This is a genomic window from Selenomonas oralis (assembly GCF_051603425.1).
Classification (GTDB): domain Bacteria; phylum Bacillota; class Negativicutes; order Selenomonadales; family Selenomonadaceae; genus Selenomonas; species Selenomonas sputigena_A.
The window spans coordinates 1,723,590-1,747,438 of the sequence record NZ_CP194411.1 but is presented as its reverse complement, the minus strand read 5'-3'; the positions used below and the strand labels follow the sequence as shown (position 1 = coordinate 1,747,438).

The window sequence follows — 23,849 nt, the reverse complement described above, 5'->3', positions numbered from 1 at the left end:
GCCGCAGCCTCCTCCGGCATCCCTTCCCATGATGAAGTTTGCATTTCTGAAAGCCTTTCAGCCTCCATCATCTCATTCATAGGCATACATCCTGTATCGCTTTCTTCACGAGTGCAATCTGCGTGGCAAGACGCGCATCGACATTGCCGTTCGGCGTCTCCAGCACGCAGTCGCCGGCCTGCAGGCTACCGTCCGCCTTGATGAGGAGGACAGCCTGTCCTTCAAGCATATGCTGAAACTCTGTCTGTGCCATGAGCACCAAATCATAGGCATCAGGCGCAACATGGACGATGACCTCAGCCTGGTCGCGCACCTTCATCAAAGCTTTGCGCACAAGCGGCAGAATGATCTGCGGCGCATCGATGAAGTGCTGCGGCAGGATCTGCTCGACCACATGCATCGCGATATTCGTGATGTCTGCTTCGGCCATCTGTAAATATATTTTGCGCGCTTCCATCGCTGCTCCCATCGTGACCCCGGCTTTCTCATTCGCGGCCGCAATGATATCCTCGCAGTCCCTGGCTGCCTGTTCCAGACCTTCCTTGTGTCCTTCCTTGAAACCGGCTTCCTTTCCTTCTGCGCGTGCTTCTTCCCTGATTTCCTCCGCACGGTTTTTTGCATCGATTTCGCTGCGCTCGCTCGCGAACTCGGCGTCCTGCACCATGATGGACGCCTTTTCACGGGCTTCCTCCAGCATGGTGTCGGCCTTGAGCTCTTTTTCCCGCACGTACGCCAGCCTCTCGGCCAACGTTTCTTCCGTCACACCCTCAAGCTCTTTGGGGAGCACTTTAGGTTTGGGCGGCGGCGGGGGCGGCTCGACGATTCGGGGTTCTTCCTGCCACAGTGTGGTCCTGATTACCCTAGACAATCATCTCGTCTCCCTTTCCACGCGAAACGACAATCTCGCCCTTGTCCTCCAGGCTGCGGATGACATTGACGACCTTCTGCTGTGCCTCTTCGACATCGCGGATCTTGACCGGGCCCATGAACTCAATCTCTTCACGCAGCATATCGGCCGCGCGCTTCGACATGTTCTTGTAGACCTTGTCCGCCACTTCCTTCGGCGTGGCCTTGAGAGCCAGCGAGAGATCCTTTGTGTCGACCTCGCGCAGCACCATCTGCAAAGAGCGGTCGTCGAGCATGACGATATCCTCGAAGACGAACATGAGCCGTTTGATCTCTTCCGTAAGCTCGGGATTGTCGACCTCGAGCGTCTCGGTGATCGTCTTTTCCGTCGTGCGGTCGACGCGGTTCAAGATCTCGACGACAGCCTTTACGCCGCCGGCCGAGGTGAAGTCCTGCGTGACGAGCGAGGAAAGCTTGCGTTCCAAGACCTTCTCCACCTCCCGTATGATGTCCGGCGAAGTCCGGTCCATCGTCGCAATGCGCTTCGTTACCTCCGCCTGCTTTTCCGGCGGCAGCGACCCCATGAGGATCGCCGCCTGATCGGGGTCGAGGTAGGCCATGATCAAAGCGATTGTCTGCGGATGCTCGTTCTGGATGAAGTTCAGCAGTTGGCTCGGATCCGTCTTGTGCAGGAAGTCGAAAGGACGTGCCTGCAGGCTCGCCGTCAGGCGGCTCAGAATCAGCTTCGCCCTGTCGGCGCCAAGCGCCTTCTCCAGGATGTTCTGCGCATACTCAAGGCCGCCGGCCGACAGATAGCTCTTCGCCATGAGCATTTGATAGAACTCTGTGATGACTGCTTTCCTCTGCTCCGCCGGGACTTTTCTCTGGTTCGCAATCTGCAGGGTTACAGACTCGATCTCCTCTTCGTTCATGTGCTGAAAGAGGAGTGCCGAGCTCTCGGCGCCAAGCGCTATGAAGAGAACGGCTGCTTTCTGGCGCCCTGTGAGCGGCGCATCCTTTGCAAATTTATCAGCCATAATCAATCATCCCCCGCCAGCCACTGCTTGATAAGCACAGCGGCATCCTCTGGTGTATTCCTGATCATCTCTTCGATAGCCTGCATCTCGGTGAGCTGCTGCTGCTCTTCCGCCGTAAGCTCTTCTTCCGTAACCTGTCCAGCCTCGATCTGTGCAGCGCGCTCTTCTGCCAGGCGCTGTCTCTCGAGCTCTTCCTGGCGGCGCTGTTCTTCGATGGCCTCCTGCTCGAGGCGCTTCTTGCGGCGATGCATGAGCACAGCTCCGACGCCCAAGGCAATGACGAGCAGGAAAGCGGCGAGCTGCAGGTAGAATTCGCGGTCAAGGCGATCCTTTTCAGCCTGTTCATCGGCCAGCTTCTTGTCGCGTGCTTCCGTGCTGAACGGCAGCGGCTCGACGGAAATCGTATCGCCGCGCTCTGTGTTGATGCCGGCAGCCGAGCTGACCGAGCGCAGGATGCTGTCCTGCTGTGCCTGCGTCACGTCGTCGTTGACGAGAACTGCCACCGTCAGGCGACGGATGGAGCCGGGAGAAGCCACAACCTTCTTTTTCTCCTCATTGACTTCGTAATTCGTCGTGTTTTCCTTCTTCTCGTATTCCGCCTGCGAGTTGTTGTTGTTCTGCGCCGCATAATTCGGCACATTCGACTGCGTGCCCGCCGGGCCGCCCGGCTGCGTCGACGTTCCCGCATAGCTCTCGCTCATCGTCTGCTGGCTGCGCACGATACCGGATTCATCGACGACCGGTGTGTAGGTCTGTGAATCCGTCATCTTCTGGTCGAAGTCAAGCTCGACGCTGATGCGCACGAACGACTTGCCCTCGCCAAGTGACGCGTCGAGAAGGCTCTGGACATTCTTTTGCAGGTTGTCCTGCACCTTCTTCGTCATTTCCATCTGCGTCAGCGTTTTCTGCCCGACGCCGTCATCGCTTTCTTCCGGATCGTTCAAAATCTTGCCCGACTCATCGACGATCGTGATATTTTCCGGCGTCAACGCCTGCACGCTGTGTGCGACGAGATTCACGATGCCCTTGATCTCTTTTTTGGATAATTGCGCGTTCGGCTTCAGCTTCAGCATGATGGAAGCTGTTGCCGGTTTTTCGTTCTTTTTATAAAGGCTGTCTTCCGGCAAGACAATGTGCACACGCGCCTTTTCCACGGCATCGATTTGCTCGATCGTGCGTGTGAGTTCCCCCTGCAGCGCCTGCAGATAATTGACCTTGTTCTGGAACTCCGTCACGCCGAGCTTGCTGTCATCAAAAAGCTCGAACCCCTTGTTGCCGCGGGGCAGGCCTTCGGCAGCCAAATCAAGTCTCGTGCTGTCGACACTCTTCGACGGGACGAGGATCGTCGTCCCACTGCCGCTTTCCTGTATCTCGTAATCCACCTTGTTTTCTTTCAGTTTCGCCGCTACCTCGCCGGCATCCTTTGCTTCCATGTTCGTAAACAAGGGCACCATATCCGGCTTGCTGCCATAGACGATGCTGCCGACAACGATGGCGACGAATACGAGAGCGGCTGCGCCGATGATCATGTACCGCTGCCGCTTGCTGTAATTATTCCAGAGCTCCAGGTAGCGCTCTTTCCACTCTGCCATTTTCTCAATCCCTTCGCCTCAATGTGCTTGCCCGGGACATCTCGACTCCCGGGCTGGAGTTCCGTTCAGGGCTTAGACCTGCATGCGCATGATTTCCTGATAGGCCTCGACCGCACGGTTCCTCACCTGCATCGTGAGCTGTGTGGCAATGCTCGCCTTCTCCCCCGCAATGACGACCTCGGACACGTCCGTGATGCGCCCTGCGGCAAGCTCCATATTGAGTCGTTCGGAATCCTTTATCAATCCGTTCACCTGACCCAGGGAATCCTCCAGAAATTCACCGAAGGTTTTCGTCTCCCTTTGCTCGGTCTCTCCCAGATGACTTTCCCCCGTCATCTGTACCGGCATCATCTGCAGTGCTTCTATTTGCATTTTTCTTTCACCTCACTCGTAACCGCTGACTCCGTCCTTATTTCATATGCGCTCACTTGCCGATGTTCAGCGCATTTTGTGCCATGCCCTTGGCCGAGTTGATAGCGGTCACGTTTGCCTCATAGGCCCTCGATGCCGTGATCATATCCACCATTTCCTGCACGATATTGACATTCGGACGCTCGACATAACCGTCGGCATTCGCGTCGGGATGCCCGGGATCGTAACTGAGAGGCCCCTGTGTCCTGTCTTCCTCGATGGACAGCGCCCGTACGCCGTTGCCCGCCTGTCCGTCGAGCTTTTGCCGCAGGGTCGAGGCGAAATCCTCCTGCCCTCGCTCACGCGGCTGAAACACCACATAACGCCTGTGGTAAGGCCCGCCGTCCACCGAACGCGTCGTGTTCGCGTTCGCGATGTTGTTCGAGATCACGTCCATGCGCAGGCGTTCGGCTGTAAGACCGGAAGCCGAAGCGTCGATTCCTCCAAACATGCTCATTGTTCTGCTCCCCTTATCCTTCCATAATCAAATCCATAAATTCATCTTACTGGCTCGTAATAACGCTTCTCAGCTGCGAGAAATACCCGCTGGTCTGTCTTGCCAGTGCATTGAAGTAGAGACTGTTCTTCGCGAGCGAGGCCATCTCGACATCGATATCCACATTGTTGTTGTCGTAGCGCATCGTCGTCGAGTCGTCAAGCTCGATTTCCGGCTTCACTCTGTTATTCATCGGAATCGGCATATGGCGGTCGTTCGTGCGCACGAGCTTCATGCGCCCCGTGTCGTCCAGTGCAAGCTCCTTCGCCAGGAGATCCTCAAAGACGACGTTGCTCTTCTTGAAATTCGGCGTATTGACGTTGGCGATATTGTGGCTGATGACCTCCTGCCGGAGATTCGCCGCCCCCATGCCGCGCTGCATAACGTCAAGCGCCTTGTTGCTCATAATCTGCTCCAGCATTGCGGTTCTCCACCCCTTCCATCACTTGTTACAAGTTCGACAAAAACAGAGAAATCCCTTTCCCAAGTTTATCTTTTTCCAATCTTTTCCCATATTATTTTATACTTCGTCTATTTTACCATAAAATCTAAAAATCTACACTTCTATTCTTAGTTTTTCTTAACGAATTGTCAAAACGTCCTATATGAAATGGGACAATATGAAAGGGGCATACCTTTTTTGATATGCCCCCGCCCATTTTTTAATTTTCCACTCGTTTGAGTTCCTCCAGCAAGTAAGGATTCAGAACCTTGATATGCGTCCCTTTCATGCCGAGCGATTTCGATTGGATCAGCCCTGCCGATTCAAACTTTCGCAGGGCATTGACGATGACGGAGCGCGTGATCTTCGCCCTGTCTGCAATCTTCGAGGCGACGAGCAGGCCTTCCTCCCCTTCGAGTTCGTTGAAAATGCTCTTCGCCGCCTTGACCTCCGAAAAAGAAAGCGTCGCGAGCGCAATCTGCACCGTCGCCTTCTTGCGCGCCTCGATCTCAATCTGCTGCGTACGGTCGCGCAGCATTTCCATGCCGACAACGGTCGCACCGTACTCAGCCAGAATCAGGTCGGCCTCCGTGAAGTCCTTGTCGTACTTCGCGATGATCAATGTGCCGATGCGGTCGCCCACGCCATAAATCGGCACAATCGTCGTATTCTTCCCCTCAAATCGACAGTCCGTATCCTCACTGAACGCGCAGATCCCCGTTTTCGATTTCAGGTTCGGCGACGTCTCATCCATCTTCAAAAGCCAATTCACATAACGCTTCGGGAACGCCCCCTGTTCCACGACCTTGGCCAGCATCATGTCGCATTCGAATTCATCGATGAAAGCGTGTCCGTAAACCTTGCCCGCCTTGTTCACGATATAGACGTTCGCGTCGATCACCATGCTCAGCACGCGCGAAATGCTGTCATATTCCACGCTCTCCGAGCGCTGCAGCAGGCGATTGATCTTTCTCGTCTTCTCCAATAATGTCGTCATGCACATTCCATTCCTTTCCCCGAGCAATACGACTTTCAAATTCAGGTTTTACCCGCATCTATTTTAACACATTTTTCTAAATAATCAAAGATGCTGTAAATAAACGGTGAATTTTTCGGGGAATTTTTTTCTTGCCGGATTTTTTCACATCCATAGTCCCAATCCAACTAAAGAAAAAGCCCTGCGGTGCTTGCAAACAAGCCGCAGGGCAAATCACAGGGCGTCTAGGCCAGCCCCCGGACAGCCTCGCCGAGCACTTTGCCGAGGCTGTCGTGAATCACAAGATCCGCTTTTGCGTCCGCCTGCGTCGCCGTCTTGTTGATGAGCACGAGGCGCCTGCCGGCAAAGCAGCGCAGAAGCCCTGCTGCCGGATAGACGACGAGCGATGTGCCGCCCACGATCAGCAGATCGGCCTCAGAAATGGCTCGCACGGCGGCGTCGAGCACGTTCGCATCGAGACTTTCCTCGTAGAGAACGACATCGGGCTTGACGCGGCCGCCGCATTTCGTACAGTGCGGCACACTCTCGCTGTGCAGCAGGAAGTCCGCATCATAATATGCATGGCAGTCCATGCAGTAATTGCGCAGAATCGAACCGTGCAGCTCGATGACCTTCTTCGAGCCCGCTGCCTGATGCAGTCCGTCGATGTTCTGCGTGACAACGGCCTTGAGCTTCCCCATGCGCTCGAGTTCAACCAGCGCCTCATGGCAGGCATTCGGTTTCGCGTCTCTGCAGATGAGCCTCGAACGATAAAATTGGAAGAACTCCTCCGGATATCGCTCAAAAAACGAATGTGAAACGAGTTCCTCGGGCGAAAAATTCTGCGAGAGCCTCTTGCTGTAAAGCCCCGTGGCACTGCGAAAGTCCGGGATGCCGGATTCCGTCGAGACGCCGGCGCCCCCGAAGAACACAATATTGTCGCTTTCCTTCAATAAATCATGCAGCAATGCGATTTCCTTTTCCATACCGTCCGCCTCCTTATCTAAAAAACGAAGCCCGACAGCCCCTCGTCTATCGTGGGCGCCGTCCCTTTGCCCTTTTCGAATCCCTGCGGTTCAAACCTCGTCCGCTATTTCCCGGTAAAGCTCTTCCAATTCCCCCATATAACCCTTCGCATCCATCAGCGGGGAGGCTTCCATGCGGGCGCGCAGCTCCCGGTGCATGAGGCGCAGGATGTCGGGCGAATTCGCCAGCTCGACAGCTCTTCGCACATAATCCATTTCCCCCGTTGCCACGAGCTGCGGCAAGCCCGCATTTTTCAATATGCTCGCGGAAAAACGCGCGCCGTGCGTCGTCCCCGGGTTCGTAATGACGGGCACCCCCATGTAAAGCGCCTCGCACGTCGTGACGCCTCCCGTATACGGCGCGGTATCGAGCGCGATGTCAATGTCCCTGTACTGTTCCAGATAATCCGGGCTGTAAGGACGAAGCTCCACTTGGGAAACATTTATGCCGAAGCGATGCAGGCGGGCGCGCACGATCTTTTCCCCCGCCGGAATGCTGCAGATCTTGCTCTTGATGACAAGGCGCGCCTTGGGCATTCTTTCGAGAACGCCGCGCCAAAGCGCCAGGATGTCGTCCGAAACCTTGGAAAAATTATTGAAACTGCCGAAGGTGATCCAACCATTCCTCACGCAGGGTGCATCTGCTGCCGGTTTCGGCATGTCGCGCAGCACGGGCGCATAGCAAAGATGGCTGTGCGGCATTCTGAGCACTTTTTCTGTAAAACCGCGCGATCCCCTGTCCCACGGCGAACAGAAAACATCCGAAAGAAAATAATCAACAGCCTTGAGCCCCGTCGTCGCCATATAGCCGATGGCCGTCATCTGCACGGGCGCCGGGCGGTAGGCAAGAACGGGCAGGACGCTGTCCTGCGTATGCCCCGCCAGATCGACGAGGATATCGATGCCGTCTTTGGCGACAAGGCGCGCCGCCTCCTTCGCCGAAAGGCGCGAGATGTCCTGCCACCGCACCTTCTGGCGGCGAAAGAGCGCCGTCGTGCGGTCGCGCCGCCCCGCTGCGTAACACGTCACATCGAAGCTCTTCCTGTCAAAGTCACGCAAAAGCGGCATGAAAAAATAGGCTGCCGCATGCAGGCGGAAATCAGGCGATATATAGCCAATGCGCAGCTTGCGGCTGAAGCTGCGCGCCTTCTTTTTTTCAGGGGACGGAACCATCGCCGGGAAGTCTGCAGCAAAGGACGGGACGCTAAACGATCCCTTCCCTGCCTGCTTCACCGGGCTGTCGGCCAGACCCATCCCGCTAAAGCGCGGCACAGCTTCCCAAGCTTCACGCCGCGCCTTTTTGCGCCGCGTTTGCTCCAGCTCCGCCTTAAACGCCTCGTATTCGCGCTCTTCGGCCTGCCTCTGCCGGTGTGCGCGCTCTTCCCATGCCCAGAGCCGCAGCTCAGGATCCGGCTGCGGCAGGGATTTCTGCGCAATGCGTGAAAGCGGCTCGCGCACTTTTTTCGCCTGCCGCGCCACGAGTGCCGCGCCGCGCCGCTCCCGTTCTGCCTGCGCCGCCGCGCGCGCCATCGCCTCGCCGACAGTCATGCCGGGCGTCTTCGCCGTCTTTTCTTCCGCAGGCTCCCTTTCCTCACGGTAAGGATGGTAGAGCTTCCTGCCCGCAAAAAAGCTTTGCGCCTTTTGATGAAGCCTTAGCATCTCTCCCGGCGGACGCGAACGGTAATTCGAGCAGAAGAGCCCTTTGCCGTAGCAGGATGCGGCCTCATCCCCCTGCAGGAGTTCGCTTGCCGCAAACAGCGTGTTCATCGCAAGCTCCGGCTCCGCTGCAAGAAGCCATGCATCCGCCAGCCACGAAAGAGCCTTGAGTCGTACATATCGCCATGTTTCCGTCCCCAGCGAGCCGTCCGCCCCTTCCGTCGCCTGCACGATGGCCAACAGTTCCCGGATCTCTTCCTCCAATGCGAAATCCACAGCAAAAAAGGCTGCGCGCACAAGTCTCGCGCGCAGATTTCCCGGCTCGTGCTCCTCAGCAAGCGCGATATACTTCCTCGCCTCTTCCCTCTCTCCCATATAAAAGGACGCTTCCGCCATCACGGCATAGGCGTCGGCACTCCCCGGATCTTGCAGCAGCGCCTCCTTTGCCGAAGCGCGCATGCCGCGGAAATCTCCTTGGCCTGCAAATCGGTTGGCGATACCCAGCCAATTTTTTCTGTCATCCATAAGCCACACGCTCCAGCAAATCCTTCACCTTCTATACCTCAGGATGGAGCTCCGCCCCGTATTCCCCGAGAAAAACATCCTGATACGTTTTGTAGTCCTTGGAAAGCGGTTTTTCCACCGGGCAATGGATGCACCAAAAGCCCTTTTCCTGGTTCGGCACGACCGTCTTCCAGCCGCGGCGGGAAAATTCCTTCGATGCCGATGCATCGTAAAGATGCCAGCCCGTGAAAAGATCCTCGCGCCAGGGCACATCGTACTGCGCCGCAAGCAGGAGGCCGTCCGCCGCCTCGACTTCGATATAATCGCCTTCCGGTTCCTTCATCTCCGTATCGACGATGCTCTCAGCCTCACAGGCATGAAGCACGCGTCCGTAGCAGCGAAGCCCGTCCCACCATACGCCGCTCGCAGGCAGCGAACGGCAGCCGATGACGCCGATCAGGCCGATACTCTCATCTGCAAAGATATTCAACATATCCCGCGGAAACTCCTTGTTGACAAGCAAAGTATCCTGATGAAGATAGACTTTATATCTAGCGTCGCTTCGCCGCATGGCCTCGTTGTAGCCCGCCGCCATGGAAGCCGCACCGCGCACGGGCAGGTATTCCGCCCGGAAGCCCGCCGGCAGATGCAGATGCCGCAGATAAAGCAGACATTCGCTGTACCATTCCTCATCGTTCACACAGGTGATGAAGGCGATCTTCCTCTCATCCGTCAATTTCCCTCGCCTCCTTCCTCCTGCAGCGAGAGAAGTGCGCGCCGCGCCGCTTCCAGAATCTCCGCCGCAAGCTTCGGCTCCGCCGTCCTCTGCAGCGTCTCCAGGAGCGTTTTCTGCTGCACGATGGTCTGTGCAGCAAAGCCCATGAGGTAATCGGCGAAAATTCCTTCCTCCCTGCAAAGCTGCCAAAGAGCCGCGGCATTTTCTTCCACGTCAATACCGTACTCCAGGCGGCGCAGCAAGGTCACAAGACGGCGGCGCACCAGGGGCGTGAAACATTCCTTCAATGGCGCCACATCATCGGATGTACGCCGTGCGCGGCAGAGCCAAAACTTCGCTTCCAGATCAAGGCGGCTATTTTCAAAACCCGCCGCTTCCAGCCGTTCAATAAAGCCCTCGGGCGCTTCCCTGCGCACGGGGAAAAAAGAGACTTCCTTATAGAAGGAAGCCGCCAACAGCTTTTCCATCTCGAAAAGCGAGAAAAAACGGCGCACAATCGCATAGAAATGCCCTTCCATCAAATCCTCGATGACGCCCCAATAACGCACATTGGAAAAGCTCGTCAAAAAAGAACCCGTCGGTTTGAGAAAAAGGCCGAATCCCGCCGCGATGTCCTGCGGATTTCCCGCCGTCTCAAGGCAGCGGTCGGAAAGAATGTAATCAAAGCTTTCGCGAGCAAAGGGCAGCGGCGTCTCGCGGTAATCAAGAAACGACCACTCGACATCGAGGCTCGCAAACTCTGCCGCCTCGGACCGTTCAGGCTCCGCCGTCACGGCGAAGAGCCGCGCCAAGGGCAGCCGTTCGCGCAGGGCGGGCAGATAGGCGAGACTTTCCACGACGAGCACCGCCAGCGGCGCTTTCACAGACGGCAGGAAGCGCAGCAAACCGCCCTCGTAAGAAAAGAGATCGAACTCCTCCCGTCCGACGCCCCCCATCAATGGAGGCTCCCGGCCAAGACCGCCGCATTCTCCTGCAGCTCACGCGGCGTATGTCCCTTGAGCCGCCAAAGGCGCGTCGTCCCATGCAGTTCTATGACAAGGCGCGAAAGCTCCGCGGCAGCCGCTTCCTCTTCGATCTCGCCCAAAGTCTCCAGAAAGGCCGCGACTTCCTTCATGCTTCCGCCGTTCTGCATGAGGATCAGGATCTTGCCCACCGTGTCCGCCGCATGCAGGACATCAAACCCGAACTGCGCCATAAAAAACTGCGCGAGTCCCTTATAGGCGTCCGTGGCCTCGATATAGCCGTCCTCGCCCGCATCATAAGCCTTGCCATAGGAAATTTCCGCAAAGGGCAGGCCGTCCTTCTCCTTCTGCTGGGCCTCGATTCCCGCTGCATCGAGAACCGTATGGTAGCTCATGCCGCGCTCATGACCGACAACATTCTTCTGCCAGCAGGAACCATTGAGCAGCACGCCCATGAAAGAAAAAAACTCAATGCGCTGCTCTTCCTCCAGAAGAGCGCTGACCATGGAAAAGAGCCTGTCGTAGTCGAGAAAGCCATAGTAGAAGAGAAGCCCCGTCGCCAGGCGCATGATCTCCGTATTGGTCTGCACCGCCTGCCCGTACGACGGCGAATCAAGCCGGGAAAATACGGCATCGATCTCCTCGGGCATGTACCAGAAGAGCTTGCCGTCTGCCGCACCGACAGCAAGGAGGCCGAGGCCGCAGAGATAATCGAGGCGCTCGTCGTCCACACGAAAATCCGCCGCCAGCCCGCCCTGCTCCCGGATATGGCGAAATGCCTGATACTGCTCGTCAAAGGCCGACGGCAGCCATCGCTCGGAGAAACGGCACACGGCAGGCGCCAGCGTCTCGACAAGCGCTGAAAACGTCATTTCTTCCGTGCCTTCCAGGCAGAGGTTGTACGCCATATCGTCCAGTTCCTCACGTGAAAGACAGGACAGGGCCTCGACAAGCGTGCGCTTTTCGGGCAGGGAACGGCGATAAAGCCGTTCCCTGCGCTCTTTTTCCGCCGCAAGAATCCCCTCAAGACCCAGCTGTTCCATTTTCCTTCTCTCCTTATTCCATCCGCCCCTGCGCCGTCTTCGGCCCAGGCGGCTGCAAACTCATCCGAAATATTCGGCCAGTCCCTCGGCAATGCCATTCGCAGCCTGCTCCACACCATGAGCCGAATTCATCATCTGTTCTTCCTGCGGGTTCGATATGAAGGCCGTCTCCAAGAGCATGGCCGGCATATCCGTATGGCGGCAGACGTAGAAATTTTCGCCCTTCGTCCCCCTGTCAAAGGTACCGATATGCTGTATGACATGACGCTTGACACAATCCGCCAGACGCTTGCTGTCCGCCGATCCGCCCACATAGTAATACCCCGTCGTGCCGCGGGCGTCGGGACTGGAAAAGGCATCGAGATGGATGCTGATGAAAATATCCGCCGCGTTTCTGTTCGCGATATCGCAGCGTGCCTGAAGCTCCTCCACATCACTTGCAGCGGCGCCTTTCGGCGATACCTCCGTATCCGCCGTGCGCGTCAGTATGACCTTCCCTCCCTGCGCCTCGAGCAGAGCCGTAAGACGCTTGGCAATGCGCAGAGCGATGCTCTTCTCCGTTACGCCCGTGGGGCCGATCGCGCCCGTGTCACTGCCGCCGTGGCCGGGATCGATGACGATGAGCTTGCCCGCGATGCCGGGCGTCGTCGAGTGCGGTACAGGCCGCTTGGTCGGTTTGTCCGTATCGGTTTCCGGCTTTGCAGTCTCATTGCCCGGTTTGGGATTTCCCTGCCGCTCAGCCGTTCCCCCTGTATTTTTCGGCGGCTTCTTAGCCCCGCCCTTGCCAAAGTCGATGTTTGAGCCGCGCGTACCCGTACCGCCCGAAAGATTGCCGAAATCCAGCACGACGCGGTACGGCACAGGGCCGCCCTCCAAGGAAAAAACATCATAATTATTGCGGTTTGTATACATCTCCGATTCTACAACAACGCGCACCGTCGTGGCATCGTTCTGAGCGATGCGCACCTTCTTCGCGAAGGGACTGCCTATGTCCTGGCTCTTCGGCACCGATGCGGCCAGCCGTGCCCCCGACAGATCCACAACGATGCGGCCGGGATTCGCGAGCGTCATCGTCCTGTAGTCGACCTCGCCGTCCGCATCGACGACGATGCGCACTTTGCCGCCGTCGGCGTGCACGCGCACGCCCTTGACCTGGGCCAGGCCTGCCGCCTCTGCTGCGGAGGAAGCAAGAAGTCCCTGGCAAAAAATGCCGAGCGTCAAAAACGCAAAAAAAAGCCAACGAAGCGACATGTTCATCCGAAAACCTCCCGCCAAAAACCAGGGAAAAATCAAAGCATATTGCGCAAAAACGCCTGCGTGCGTTCCTCGGAGGGATGCCGGAAAAGCGCATCCGGCTCTCCCTGCTCCACGATCGTACCGTCCGCCATGAACGCCACATGCTGCGAAACCTCGCGCGCAAAAGCCATTTCATGCGTCACGACGACCATCGTCATATGCTCCGCCGCAAGCTCGCGCATCGTCTTCAGAACTTCGCCCGTAAGTTCAGGGTCAAGCGCCGATGTCGGCTCATCGAAGAGCATGATCTCCGGCCGCATCGCGAGAGCGCGTGCAATGGCAACGCGCTGCTGCTGCCCGCCCGAAAGCCGCCCGGGATAGGCGTCGCGCTTGTCGTAAAGCCCCACCTTGCGCAGGAGCTCCTCCGCCGTCGGCAGGATCTCCTCCCGCTTCATCTTCTTCACCTGCTGCGGCGCCTCGAGAAGATTTCCCAGAACCGTCATATGGGGGAAGAGATTGAACTGCTGGAAGACCATGCCCATCTTCAGGAGAATGGCACGGCACTTTGCACCCGAAGCGTATTCGGACTGACCTGCCCCGTTCTCTGTGGCGAGGAAATCCCCGTCCACTTCGATCGAGCCCTTGTCGATGTCCTCCAGACGGTTGATGCAGCGCAGGAGCGTCGACTTTCCCGAGCCGGACGGCCCGATGATGGAAAGCGTCTCACCGCGCTGCACTTCGAGATCGACGCCCTTCAGAACCTCGTTCGTCCCGAAGCTCTTGTGGATGCCGTGCATGCGAAGCACGGGTTCATTCCTCGTACTTGCCATAATATGCCTCCAACTTTTTGAACATTCCCGTCAGCACGAACGTCATCGCAAGATAAAAGACCGCCGCCACAAAAAAGGGCGTCATATCGAACTCACGCTGCACAATCGTGCGCGCCACACGCAGAAGGTCGTTCATCGCGAGTATATAGATGAGCGACGTATCCTTGACGAGATTGATTGTTTCGTTGCTCACCGGCGGCAGCACATGACGTATCATCTGCGGCACGACGATGCGCCGCATTGTCTGCGTATATGTCATGCCCAGCGATTTTGCGGCCTCGTACTGACCGCGGCCGATCGACTGGATGCCCGCGCGGAAGATCTCAGCAAAATAGGCCGCGTAATTGAGCGCAAAAGCCAAGAGCGCCGCCGCGATATCAGGCAGCCGTATGCCGACCATCGGCAGGGCAAAATAAACGAAAAGAAGCTGAAGCATCAGCGGCGTGCCGCGCATGATCCAGATATAAAATTCCATCAGAACGCTCAGCGGCTTAATCGTTGAGATGCGGCAAAGCGAAACAAGAAGTCCGAGGGGAAGAGAGAGCAGCAGCGTCACGCAGAAAATCTCCAGCGTGATCTCCGCTCCTTCCAGCATCAATAGAGCCGTCCCCAAAATTTTCTCCATAGATTCCTCTCCTTTTTCAGAGCTGCCCCTCTATATTATCACAAATTTCTTCTTTCTGCCTGTTTTTCCAAAAGAAAATACAAGAGTTTTTTCCATAAGCATAAAGGATTTCCAGCTTTTACAGAGAATTAATAAAGAGATAAATCTGAATTGAATCCGGCGCGAACGGATTCAGCATCGGACGAAACACGATGGGATCCATGACGTTTCCCAAAGGAGGAGTTTGCTTTGAAAGCCGTATCCATCGAAGACCTGCATCCTGGAATGACGCTGGCCCGCACCATCGTCAACGACAACATGATCGTCGTGCTCTCCGAGAACACCGTTCTCACCAAAGCGCATATCACACGCTTGGGTTTTTTGAATATACCCGCCGTCTACGTCAAGGACGATTTCGAGCTCACGATGACCCCTGTTGTCGGTGAACCCTTGACGCGCAGCCATGCCTTTGTCGCGGAGTATAAGGAAGTCGTGACCGAAGCGCAGGACATCTTCTCCTCGGTTGCAAAGGACAGCCAGGTTCCCGTCGAGCGGACCACGGCCATGGTGCAGAAGGATCTCATGCCCATGTCCCGCCAGAGCGGCGCCATCGACTACCTCTACGAGCTCAACCACCTCGCCAGCGATGTCTACAACCATTCGCTTCGCGTCTCCATCCTCGCGGGCGTCATCGCCAAGTGGATGCGCATCCCGCAAAAAAAGACGCACGACATCATTCTCGCGGGCTTCATGCACGACATCGGCAAGACGAAATTCTCCGAGCGCCTGCTGGAAAAAAATATCGCGACGCTCAAAGGCGAAGATCTCGAGGCCTATCGCCAGCACCCCAGGGACGGCTTCAACATCCTCAGCATGAACAAGGCTCTCTCCGAGGGCGTACGCCGCGCCGCGCTGCAGCACCACGAGCGCATGGACGGCTCCGGCTTCCCTGCCGGCGTCTCGGGCAAGGATATCCATGAATACGCGCGCATTATCGCCGTAGCCGACATCTACGACAACATCACGACGGAGCGCGAGGGCTATGTGAAGCAGACGCCGTTCAGCGCCATAGCGCAGATTTCCGAGGACATGTTCAGCAAGCTCGACCCTGCCGTCTGCATGCCCTTCCTCAACAACATCAAGCACGTCTTCCTCGGCTCGACGGTCACATTGAGCAACGGCCTCCAGGGCATCCTCGTCGGCTATCCCGAGGACTTTGCCGCCAACCCGCTGATCCGCATCACACAGGATCAGGTCGTCGACCTCAACGAGCACAAGAACATCAAGATCATCGAGTACAACCCGAAATAAAGATATTGCCGCCTCATGCGTTCTTCCAAAGACCGCAGTATTGCAGACGTCGTTTGGGAGAACCGGATTCCATACAAAACGGCAGACGAAAAGCCACCGACATTGTGTTGTCGGCGGCTTTTTTCGTCTGCTGTTTTTCCCTGCCGCATCAGCGCCAAAAATCGCCGCTCTTGCCGCCGCTCTTAGCGTCTAGGTGCAGCGCGGTGATTTCCATGCGCTTGTCGAGCGCCTTGCACATGTCATAAATTGTCAAGAGCGCGACGCTCACAGCGTGCAGCGCTTCCATCTCGACGCCCGTGACGCCGCACGTCTTGACCTCGGCACGCGCTTCGACCGCAGATGCTTCGGGCAGAAGCTCGAAGTCGATGCTCACGCGCGTCAGCGGCAGCGGATGGCACAGCGGGATCGCGTCGCTCGTCTTCTTCGCCGCCATGATGCCGGCGATGCGCGCGACGCCGAGGACGTCGCCCTTCTTTGCCGTGCCGCCCGTAATCGCCTCGTAGACGGCCGGGCTTACAAGGATGCGGCCGCTCGCACGCGCGATGCGCGCCGTTTCCTTCTTCTCGCTGACATCGACCATGTGTGCGTTGCCCGCCGCATCAAAATGCGTCAATTCGTTTGCCATGAAATGCACCTCATCCTAGCAGCGGATTCCCGAGCCCTTGCGGTCGTAGAAGTACCATGTGATGACGATGGTGCTGACCGTGAACGCGATGAGGATGTAGAAGGCGGGCGCGACGACGCCGTAGTTCGCGTAGGCGAAGCCGAAGAGCTTCGGGATAAAGAACGCGCCGTAGGCCGCGATCGCCGCCGTGAAGCCCGTGACGAGCGAGGAGTGGAACGGATTGTTGAAGATGTAGGGAATCATGCGGAAGGAAGCGCCGTTGATGAAACCCGTCGTCAAGAAGAGCAGCAAGAATGCGCCGAAGAACACGGGGAAGCGATGTGCCTCCACGCCGAAGAGCACGAGGAAGCTCGCGCCGAGCATGACGAAGAGCGAGATGAGAGTGACGCGCGAACCGCTGTCCATCTTGTCCGCCAGAAGGCCGCCGACGGGACGGATGCCCGCGCCGATGAAGGGGCCGAGGAAAGCGGCGTAAGAGAATGGCATCTCGGGGAATTCCTTCGCGACGAGCAGCCCGAGCGCCGCCGAAAAGCCAATGAAAGAGCCGAAGCCGCAGGTGTAAATCCAGCACATGAGCCACGTATGCTTGTTGCCGAAAATGGACATCATGCTCTTGGGGCTTTGCTTCGGCAACGGCAAATTGTCCATGAAGAGCCAGACGAGGACGAGCGTCAGCGCCGTCGGAATCGTCCAGAAGTAGCAGACATTCTGCACATACATCATGCCATCAGGCCCCGGCACGCCCTCGCCGAAGAGCGAGGAGAGATTCCAGCCCAAGAGGATCGGCGTCGTCAGATAGATGAGCGATACGCCGAGGTTGCCGATGCCCGCATTGATGCCGAGCGCAAATCCCTTGTTCGCCTTGGGGAAGAAGAAGCCGATATTCGCCATCGAAGCGGAGAAGTTTGCGCCCGCAATGCCGATGAAAGACACGAGAAGGACGAACGTCTCATACGGCGTTGTGGGATCCTGCAGAGCGCGGCCCAAACCGAAGAGCGGCAGCAGAAGCAGCGCCGTCGTGATGAGAGTGGAGTTCCTGCCGCCGATCAGCCCCGGCAGATACGTGTAAAACAGGCGCCCCGTCGCGCCGACGAGGCCGGGCAGCGCCGCGAGCGTGAAAATCTGATCGTCCGAGAAGTTGAAGCCGATAAACTTGAGCTTCGCCGCGATCGTCGCCCAGAGCGTCCACGCAACGAAGCTCAGGACGAGCGCCCACGTCGAGGTGTAGAGGTTCTGCGTCGCGATGCGCTTGCCGTACTTCTCCCAAAAGCCCGCGTCCTCGGGATTCCAGCATGCAAGGATCTCCTTGCGCGACGGATTGGGACCGAGATTCTTCCATGCCATTTCATCAGCCATTGATTCAACACTCCTCATGAAAACAACTTAAATCTTCTTGCAACGAAAGCCTGCGAACGAGCCGATCGTCATGATGTCGACCTCGCCGTACATCGCCTGAAGCCTTGCCCGCAGGCTCTCCTCCGTCTCGTAGGGCGGCGAGAAGAAGCCGCGCCGCTCGCAGAACTGCTTGACGAAGAAATCGGTGCGCCGGCTCTTGCCGCGCACATACATCGAGCCGGAAAATATGCCGCCGCGCTTCAGGACGCGCTCCGTCTCGCGGTACGCCTTCTCCTTCTCGGGAAAGGCATGAAAGCCGTTGACGGACAATACGAAATCAAAAGTTTCATCCGCATACTGCAAATCGCCGACATCACCGAGCGCAAAGTCAACCGCGCCGAGAGAAAACCTTGCCGCGTGCTTTCTCGCCGCCTCCAGCATCGTCTCCGAAGCGTCGAGGCAGGTGATCTGCGCCTCCTTCATCTTCTCATAATGCGGAAACGACAGCACGCCCGTGCCGACGGGAACTTCGAGCAGCCTGCCGCGAAAATCTTCCGGGAGTCCGCGATACGCCATCGCCAAAAACTCCGGATAGGAGGCGAAGCCCCAGAGCCAGCGGATGGCAAAGCGCCCCGCCCAACTCGTATTCGTCATCATGCCATCGTATAGGCGCGCGATATTGCCGAGCTGGCGATACGCGCGCTGCACCTTGCGCTCTTTCTTTTCGATATCATTCATGCGCTATGCGCCTCCCTTTCCGCTGTGGCCGCCGTCCCATGCGATTCGACGCAGATCGAATCCTTCCTCCCGCCCCATCAGAAAAAGGACGAGATGTGCGGCATCCTCCATAGCTTCGAGGTCAAGCTGCAAAATCCCTTCCGCCTGCCGCTCATGGCAAGAGGAGAAGAGCGCCGCGACGCGCTCGTCGAGCAGCGGCTCTTCCAGCTCGCGCCAGAGCGACAAGGCGGGAAATACGCCGTGCGAGCGCGTCTCGATGAGCACGAGATCGACACCTGTCATGCGTGTGGCGGCCGCTTCCAGCGAGAGCTTCTCCTGCGTGCGCTCGTAGAGCCAGAAGCCCGCAGGCGCGACGACGGCGACGCTCGACGCGCCCGCCGCGCGGAAGCGTCCGCTGTCCTTCGTTCCGTCGTTCAGGACAATGCCGTGCGCATCGCTCTTGACGACGCCGACGCGCACGCCGCGCGAGGTCAAGAGCGGCAGGAGCTTTTCGACAAAGGTTGTCTTGCCTGTGCCCGATGCGGGAGCAACGATGGATACGATGGGCACGCGGCGCACGAGGTTCGCCGCTCGGCCGCGCGCCAAGCGAAGGGCGGCGGGCGTGTTCACATTGAAGAAGCGTGCGCCCGCGCGAACGGGAACGTCAAGCACGGGGAGCGCGGCGGCCGCTCTCCGAAGGCTGCGCTCACCTGCCGCCATAGCCGCAGAGAACACATGCGCCGTTTCCTTGTGGTAGAGCGCGGCAAGCGGCTCGCACCGTCCTTCGGCGACGGGCACGACAGCTCGTGCCGCGCCTTTTGCCTTGGGCAGAAGTTCTCTCGCTGCGTCGAAGGAGAAAAAGGGCATATCCGCCGACACGGCGAAGAACCAAGCATGAGAACTCGCCGCAAGGCCGCGCGAAAGCCCCGCCACAGGCCCCTGCCCCGCCGTTTCATCGACGAGAATCCTCGCGCCATAACGGCTTGCCAAGTCCTGCAGGCGCTCGCTCCTTTCTTCGACGCACAGAAAGATCTCCGCAAATCCCGCAGCAGCCGCCTTTTTCAGCAGCCCCTCCAACAGCGGCACGCCGCCGACATCGAGCCAACGCTTGTCCTCGCCCATGCGCCGGCTTCTGCCGCCCGCGACGACGAGAAGCGTCACATCGGCGAGGCTCTGCAGCCTCACTTTCTCGCGCACTCGCTTGCGTCACCGCGCAGGATCTCGATGCCGTGCGCCAACTGCGGCAGGACGAAGCCGAGGCACTCCTCGACCGCCTTGGCGCTGCCTGGCAGATTGACGATCAGCGTGCGCTTGGCGATGCCTGATACGGCGCGGCTCAGCATGGCACGCGGCGTCACCTGCATCGAGAGGGCGCGCATCGCTTCGGCGATGCCCGGCGCCTCGCGCTCGATGACGGCTCGCGTCGCCTCGGGCGTCACATCGCGCTCGGAAAAGCCCGTGCCGCCCGTCGTAGCGACGAGCGCGACGCCGAGATCGGCGCATTCCTGCATCTCCTTCGCGAGCGCCTCCTCATCGTCGGGCAAAATCACACGCCGTGCGATGCGATAGCCCGCTTCCTCCAACAGATGCTGCGCCAAGGCGCCGCTCTTGTCCTCGCGCTCGCCGCGCGCCCCCTTGTCGCTCGCCGTGATGACGGCAGCATCGAGCGGCAGCTTGCCCTCGAAAAGGTGCAGCTCGTCGCCGGGCTTCAGTGTGCCGCCGTGCAGCACGCGTGCAAAGACGCCCTCGCGCGGCATGATGCAGTCACCGACCGCCGCGTAGATGGCGCAGTGCGCATGGCACTCCTTGCCGATCTGCGTGATTTCGAAGATGACATCGCCTGCCGCGAGGCGCGTACCGACGGGAAGCTCACGGAAGGAGAAGCCCTCTGCGACGATGTTCTCGCCGAAATCGCCGTGGGAGACCGTCGCACCGCGTGCGCGAAACGCCTCGATCTCCGCCGCGCCCAGAAAGCTCACCTGCCGGTGCCATTTCCCCGCGTGCGCATCGCCGACGATGCCGTGCCCCACATGAAAGAGCGCCTTTTCCAGCGGCTTCTTCTTCATGCCGCGCCGCTCGCTCGCGGCAATCGTTACAATCTTTCCCAATCCTCACCCTCCGATCTGGTACATGCGGCGCTTCTCCTCGCCCGCGCCGCCCGCCGCTTCAAAGCGATGCTCGCGCGGCTTTTCGGCAATCACCTGCCGCAGTTTCCTGAAGAGAGCCGCGTCATCCGCACCCGTGCGCAGAAGTGTGCGCAAATCAAGCCCCGCATCCAACGCAAGGCACAGCTTCAGATAGCCCTCCGCCGTCAGGCGCACGCGGTTGCACGAGCTGCAGAACTTGTGCTCCAGCGCGTCGATGAAGCCGAGCGCACCGCGAAATCCTACCGGACGAAAGCACGCGGCAGGACCGGTGAGCGCTTCCTTGACGACGGGCACGAGCGCACCGAAAGATTCCTCCAAGATGCGGCGCACCTCAGCGATCGGCACGCCCGTCAGCCCCGCCTCCTTCGCCATGCCGATCGGCATGAGCTCGATGAAGCGCACGTCGATCGGGCGCTCCTTCGCAAGAGAGGCGAGCGTGGCAAGTTCCGCTTCATTGACTCCCTTAAGCGGCACGCAGTTGAGCTTCGTCTTGAGCCCTGCGGCGAGCGCCGCCTCCATGCCCTGGCGCACGGCAGGCAGCAGCGAGGCAGAACGGCGCGTGATGTCAGAGAAAGCGTCCTCTGCCAGCGTATCGAGGCTGATGTTCACACCGTCAAGCCCTGCCGCGCGAAGTTCCTCTGCGAGGTCGGCGAGGAGAACGCCGTTCGTCGTCAGAGCGACGCGCTCGATGCCCTCGACCGCCTTGATCTCGCGCACGAGATCGACGATGCCGCGCCGAAGTAGTGGCTCGCCGCCCGTCAGACGCACCTTGCGTATGCCGAGCTGCGCGAGAGCACGCACGACGCGCACGATCTCCTCGAAGGACAGAATATCCTCGTGGGAGAGCTTCTCCACACCCTCTGCCGGCATACAGTAGCGGCAGCGCAAATTGCAGCGATCCGTCACGGAAATGCGCACATATTCGATTTTGCGGCGATAAAAATCAAGCATACGACGCCTCTCTTACCACGAATATCCGATGGTCAGCCCCAAAGGACGCAGACGCATCGGCAGACTCGCAATCAACGCACAACAACTTCACAACAAGATGACATCGACCTCCGCACCCGCCGCAAGGGGCGGCGAGCCGGCGGGAATATCGACGAGCGCGTTGCAGCCGACGGCGGAGAAGAGCACGCCGGAAGCATGCTTCTCGGGCAGATGCACCTCGCCCTGCGCATACTGCGCTCGCACGAAGCGCCTGCCCCTGCTTTCCTTGGCGAAGCCGTCCCGCAGGACGGCACGGCAGCGCCTCAGCAGGAGTGCGGTTCGCGCCGTCAATTTTGCGAGCACGGGACGCACGAGAAGCTCGAACGTCGCCGAAGCGGCAAACGGATTGCCCGACAGGGCAATGCCGAGCGTGCGGCGCGAGTCGCCCGCCGCCGAAAACGTATAGCCGATCGCAGGCGCTCCGGGCTTCATCAGAACGCGCCAGAAAAGGCGCTCGGCATTAAGCTCCTTGACGACATCGTGCATGATGTCCTTCTTGCCCACGGAAACGCCGCCCGTCGTCAGAACGAGATCGGGCGGCTCGGCAGAACTCACGAGCGCACGCGCAACCTCCTCCGCCTCGTCGGGCAGCGCACCGAGGATTTCCGCCTCGAAGCCCATTTCCTTGAGCCTTGCCGCGAGCAAATAAAGATTGCTGTTGTAGATCTTGCCGGGACAGAGCAGCTCACCCGGCTCGACAAGCTCGTCGCCCGTGCTCGCCAAAACGATGCGCACGCGGCGCACGCAAGAAAGACGCTCCATCCCCTGACCCGCCAGGACGGCGATGTGCGCCGCCGTCAGACGATCGCCCGCCCGCGCGAGCACAGCGCCCTTCTCCACATCCTCGCCACGAAAGCAGAAGTTCTCGTGATGCTTGAGCGCATAGGGCACGAGGATTTCCTCTCCCTCCACGCGCACGTCTTCCTGCCGCACGACGGTGTCCGCGCCCTCGGGCATCGCCGCGCCCGTCATCAGACGAAGCGCCTCGCCCGCGCCCACCTTGCCGGCGAAGAAGCTGCCCGCACACTCCTCGCCGATGATGTGAAAGCGAGCGGGAGCGTCCGCCGACGCCCCCTGCGTGTAGGCGGCCAAGAGCGCATAGCCGTCGAGCGGCGAGCGGTCAAACGGCGGCTGGTCCAAGGCGGCGCAGCAGTCCTCGGCGAGCCTTCGCCCGAGCGCCGCGAGAAGCGGCACAGACTCGGCTTCCGACAGCGGAATCTCACGCACCTCGCGCAAAAGAAGCTCCTGCGCCTTTTCCAATGATATGTCCTGCATCGCTCCACCTACTCCCATTTGCCGAAGGTGCAGCGCGGATAGTGGCACGTCTCGCACGCGAGACACAGCCCGCCGAGTCCGAGGCGGCGAATCTCGCGGCGCGTCACGCGCTCGCTCGCCAAGATGCGCGGCAGCACGATGTCGAAGATCGTCGCCGCACTGTACATGACGCAGCCCGGCAGCCCGAGCACGGGCACCGTGCGCCCGTCACGCTCAGCGTAGGCGAGCAGGAACATCGCACCGGGCAGGACGGGAGCGCCGTACGTCACGACCTCCGCCCCCGCAGCGCGAATCGCGGCGGGCGTGCGGTCGTCAGGGTCGACGCTCATGCCGCCCGTGCACAGCACCATGTCCATGCCGCGGTCAAGAAGCTCCTCGATCGCCGCCTGCGTGTGCTCCAAGGCGTCGTCAGAAATGCGGTGCTCGTTGACCGATAGCCCGAAGGCGCGAAGCTTCGCGTCAAGGACAGGCGTGAACGTGTCCTTGATCCTGCCGTGCGCGACCTCCGATCCCGTCGTCACGACGCCGACCTTCAGCGAGCGGTACGGCAGAAGCCGAAAGATCGGCTCTTCGCCGACAGATCGCGCCGCCTCTTCCATCAAATCCTTCTTCACGGCGAGCGGAATCACGCGCATACCCGCGAGCAGATCGCCCTTCTTGACCGCCATGTACTGCGGCGCACAAGCCACCATGATGTCATCGAAATCGTTGAGCCGATGGAAGCGCTCGACATCGACGGCAAATACGCCGTCATGAAGCGCCCGAAGCTCGATCTTGCCCTCCTTCGGCTCAGAGGCTTCCATTCCCTCGTTCTGACAGAAGCCGCGCAGGATCTCCGCCGCTTCATTCTCGTGCAGCAGTGTGCCGTCGTTTTCCCAGACGTAGAGATGCTCCTTGCCCAGAGAGAGCAGCACGGGGATGTCCGCCGCCTCGACGACATGCCCCTTGCGAAAGCGTGCACCCTTCCTCACGCCGCGCACGATCTCCGTGATGTCGTGACAGAGGATCTGCCCGACCGCATCTTCCACGGCGATTTCCTGCATCGCCAAGGCG

The 23,849-nt window shown here is 59.1% G+C and carries 24 protein-coding genes; 1 reads left to right on the top strand and 23 read right to left on the bottom strand.

Annotated elements, in window-relative coordinates:
* Positions 1-76: 76 nt before the first annotated feature.
* From ACRTGH_RS08250 to ACRTGH_RS08180, 15 genes are all read right to left on the bottom strand, one after another.
* Positions 77-868, bottom strand: a complete 792-nt coding sequence (locus ACRTGH_RS08250) for a FliH/SctL family protein (RefSeq protein WP_368846362.1) — start codon at positions 866-868, stop codon at positions 77-79.
* The gene (gene fliG, locus ACRTGH_RS08245; RefSeq protein ID WP_368846363.1) at positions 861-1,883 is read right to left on the bottom strand and encodes a flagellar motor switch protein FliG; all 1,023 of its coding nucleotides are present in this window, start codon (positions 1,881-1,883) and stop codon (positions 861-863) included. The genes ACRTGH_RS08250 and fliG overlap by 8 nt, the downstream gene beginning before the upstream one ends.
* A 2-nt stretch (positions 1,884-1,885) precedes the next feature.
* Positions 1,886-3,475, bottom strand: a complete 1,590-nt coding sequence (gene fliF / locus ACRTGH_RS08240; RefSeq protein ID WP_368846364.1) for a flagellar basal-body MS-ring/collar protein FliF — start codon at positions 3,473-3,475, stop codon at positions 1,886-1,888.
* 72 nt (positions 3,476-3,547) lie between these two features.
* Complete coding sequence (gene fliE, locus ACRTGH_RS08235) at positions 3,548-3,847, bottom strand: flagellar hook-basal body complex protein FliE (RefSeq protein ID WP_368846365.1); 300 nt, start codon at positions 3,845-3,847, stop codon at positions 3,548-3,550.
* A gap of 52 nt (positions 3,848-3,899) precedes the next feature.
* On the bottom strand, positions 3,900-4,343 hold the full coding sequence (flgC, locus tag ACRTGH_RS08230) for a flagellar basal body rod protein FlgC (RefSeq protein WP_368846366.1): 444 nt from the start codon (positions 4,341-4,343) through the stop codon (positions 3,900-3,902).
* 46 nt (positions 4,344-4,389) lie between these two features.
* Positions 4,390-4,803 (bottom strand): flagellar basal body rod protein FlgB, encoded by a 414-nt coding sequence (gene flgB, locus ACRTGH_RS08225; protein WP_368846367.1) that lies wholly within the window; start codon positions 4,801-4,803, stop codon positions 4,390-4,392.
* Positions 4,804-5,044: 241 nt separating this feature from the next.
* The gene (gene codY, locus ACRTGH_RS08220; protein WP_368846368.1) at positions 5,045-5,821 is read right to left on the bottom strand and encodes a GTP-sensing pleiotropic transcriptional regulator CodY; all 777 of its coding nucleotides are present in this window, start codon (positions 5,819-5,821) and stop codon (positions 5,045-5,047) included.
* 224 nt (positions 5,822-6,045) lie between these two features.
* Positions 6,046-6,786, bottom strand: a complete 741-nt coding sequence (locus ACRTGH_RS08215; RefSeq protein ID WP_368846369.1) for an NAD-dependent protein deacylase — start codon at positions 6,784-6,786, stop codon at positions 6,046-6,048.
* Positions 6,787-6,876: 90 nt separating this feature from the next.
* Positions 6,877-9,006: a tetratricopeptide repeat protein gene (locus ACRTGH_RS08210; RefSeq protein ID WP_368846370.1), complete on the bottom strand. Its 2,130-nt coding sequence runs from the start codon at positions 9,004-9,006 to the stop codon at positions 6,877-6,879.
* 31 nt (positions 9,007-9,037) lie between these two features.
* Complete coding sequence (locus tag ACRTGH_RS08205; RefSeq protein ID WP_368846371.1) at positions 9,038-9,721, bottom strand: glycosyltransferase family protein; 684 nt, start codon at positions 9,719-9,721, stop codon at positions 9,038-9,040.
* On the bottom strand, positions 9,718-10,656 hold the full coding sequence (locus tag ACRTGH_RS08200; RefSeq protein ID WP_368846372.1) for a hypothetical protein: 939 nt from the start codon (positions 10,654-10,656) through the stop codon (positions 9,718-9,720). The genes ACRTGH_RS08205 and ACRTGH_RS08200 overlap by 4 nt, the downstream gene beginning before the upstream one ends.
* A complete protein-coding gene (locus ACRTGH_RS08195) occupies positions 10,656-11,726 on the bottom strand; it encodes a hypothetical protein (RefSeq protein ID WP_368846373.1) in 1,071 nt (356 codons plus the stop codon). The genes ACRTGH_RS08200 and ACRTGH_RS08195 overlap by 1 nt, the downstream gene beginning before the upstream one ends.
* A gap of 60 nt (positions 11,727-11,786) precedes the next feature.
* Positions 11,787-12,983: an N-acetylmuramoyl-L-alanine amidase gene (locus tag ACRTGH_RS08190; RefSeq protein ID WP_368846374.1), complete on the bottom strand. Its 1,197-nt coding sequence runs from the start codon at positions 12,981-12,983 to the stop codon at positions 11,787-11,789.
* Between the two features lie 32 nt (positions 12,984-13,015).
* Positions 13,016-13,792, bottom strand: a complete 777-nt coding sequence (locus ACRTGH_RS08185) for an amino acid ABC transporter ATP-binding protein (protein ID WP_368846375.1) — start codon at positions 13,790-13,792, stop codon at positions 13,016-13,018.
* The gene (locus ACRTGH_RS08180; RefSeq protein ID WP_368846376.1) at positions 13,773-14,417 is read right to left on the bottom strand and encodes an amino acid ABC transporter permease; all 645 of its coding nucleotides are present in this window, start codon (positions 14,415-14,417) and stop codon (positions 13,773-13,775) included. The genes ACRTGH_RS08185 and ACRTGH_RS08180 overlap by 20 nt, the downstream gene beginning before the upstream one ends.
* 228 nt (positions 14,418-14,645) lie before the next feature.
* Between ACRTGH_RS08180 and ACRTGH_RS08175 the strand changes: the two genes are divergently transcribed.
* Positions 14,646-15,707, top strand: a complete 1,062-nt coding sequence (locus ACRTGH_RS08175; RefSeq protein ID WP_368846377.1) for an HD-GYP domain-containing protein — start codon at positions 14,646-14,648, stop codon at positions 15,705-15,707.
* Positions 15,708-15,855: 148 nt separating this feature from the next.
* Here ACRTGH_RS08175 and moaC read toward each other — a convergent pair whose 3' ends face one another.
* The 8 genes from moaC to ACRTGH_RS08135 form a co-directional block, all read right to left on the bottom strand.
* The gene (gene moaC / locus ACRTGH_RS08170; RefSeq protein ID WP_368846378.1) at positions 15,856-16,332 is read right to left on the bottom strand and encodes a cyclic pyranopterin monophosphate synthase MoaC; all 477 of its coding nucleotides are present in this window, start codon (positions 16,330-16,332) and stop codon (positions 15,856-15,858) included.
* Positions 16,333-16,347: 15 nt separating this feature from the next.
* Complete coding sequence (locus ACRTGH_RS08165) at positions 16,348-17,688, bottom strand: MFS transporter (RefSeq protein WP_368846379.1); 1,341 nt, start codon at positions 17,686-17,688, stop codon at positions 16,348-16,350.
* Between the two features lie 27 nt (positions 17,689-17,715).
* Complete coding sequence (locus ACRTGH_RS08160; protein WP_368846380.1) at positions 17,716-18,405, bottom strand: class I SAM-dependent methyltransferase; 690 nt, start codon at positions 18,403-18,405, stop codon at positions 17,716-17,718.
* 3 nt (positions 18,406-18,408) lie between these two features.
* Complete coding sequence (gene mobB / locus ACRTGH_RS08155) at positions 18,409-19,581, bottom strand: molybdopterin-guanine dinucleotide biosynthesis protein B (protein WP_368846381.1); 1,173 nt, start codon at positions 19,579-19,581, stop codon at positions 18,409-18,411.
* Positions 19,566-20,492, bottom strand: a complete 927-nt coding sequence (locus tag ACRTGH_RS08150) for a molybdopterin-binding protein (protein WP_368846382.1) — start codon at positions 20,490-20,492, stop codon at positions 19,566-19,568. The genes mobB and ACRTGH_RS08150 overlap by 16 nt, the downstream gene beginning before the upstream one ends.
* Positions 20,493-20,495: 3 nt before the next feature.
* On the bottom strand, positions 20,496-21,482 hold the full coding sequence (gene moaA / locus ACRTGH_RS08145) for a GTP 3',8-cyclase MoaA (protein ID WP_368846383.1): 987 nt from the start codon (positions 21,480-21,482) through the stop codon (positions 20,496-20,498).
* Positions 21,483-21,569: 87 nt separating this feature from the next.
* Entirely contained in the window at positions 21,570-22,796 is a 1,227-nt protein-coding gene (locus ACRTGH_RS08140) for a molybdopterin molybdotransferase MoeA (RefSeq protein WP_368846384.1), read from the bottom strand.
* Between the two features lie 8 nt (positions 22,797-22,804).
* A complete protein-coding gene (locus ACRTGH_RS08135; RefSeq protein ID WP_368846701.1) occupies positions 22,805-23,839 on the bottom strand; it encodes a molybdopterin-binding protein in 1,035 nt (344 codons plus the stop codon).
* Between the last annotated feature and the right edge of the window lie 10 nt (positions 23,840-23,849).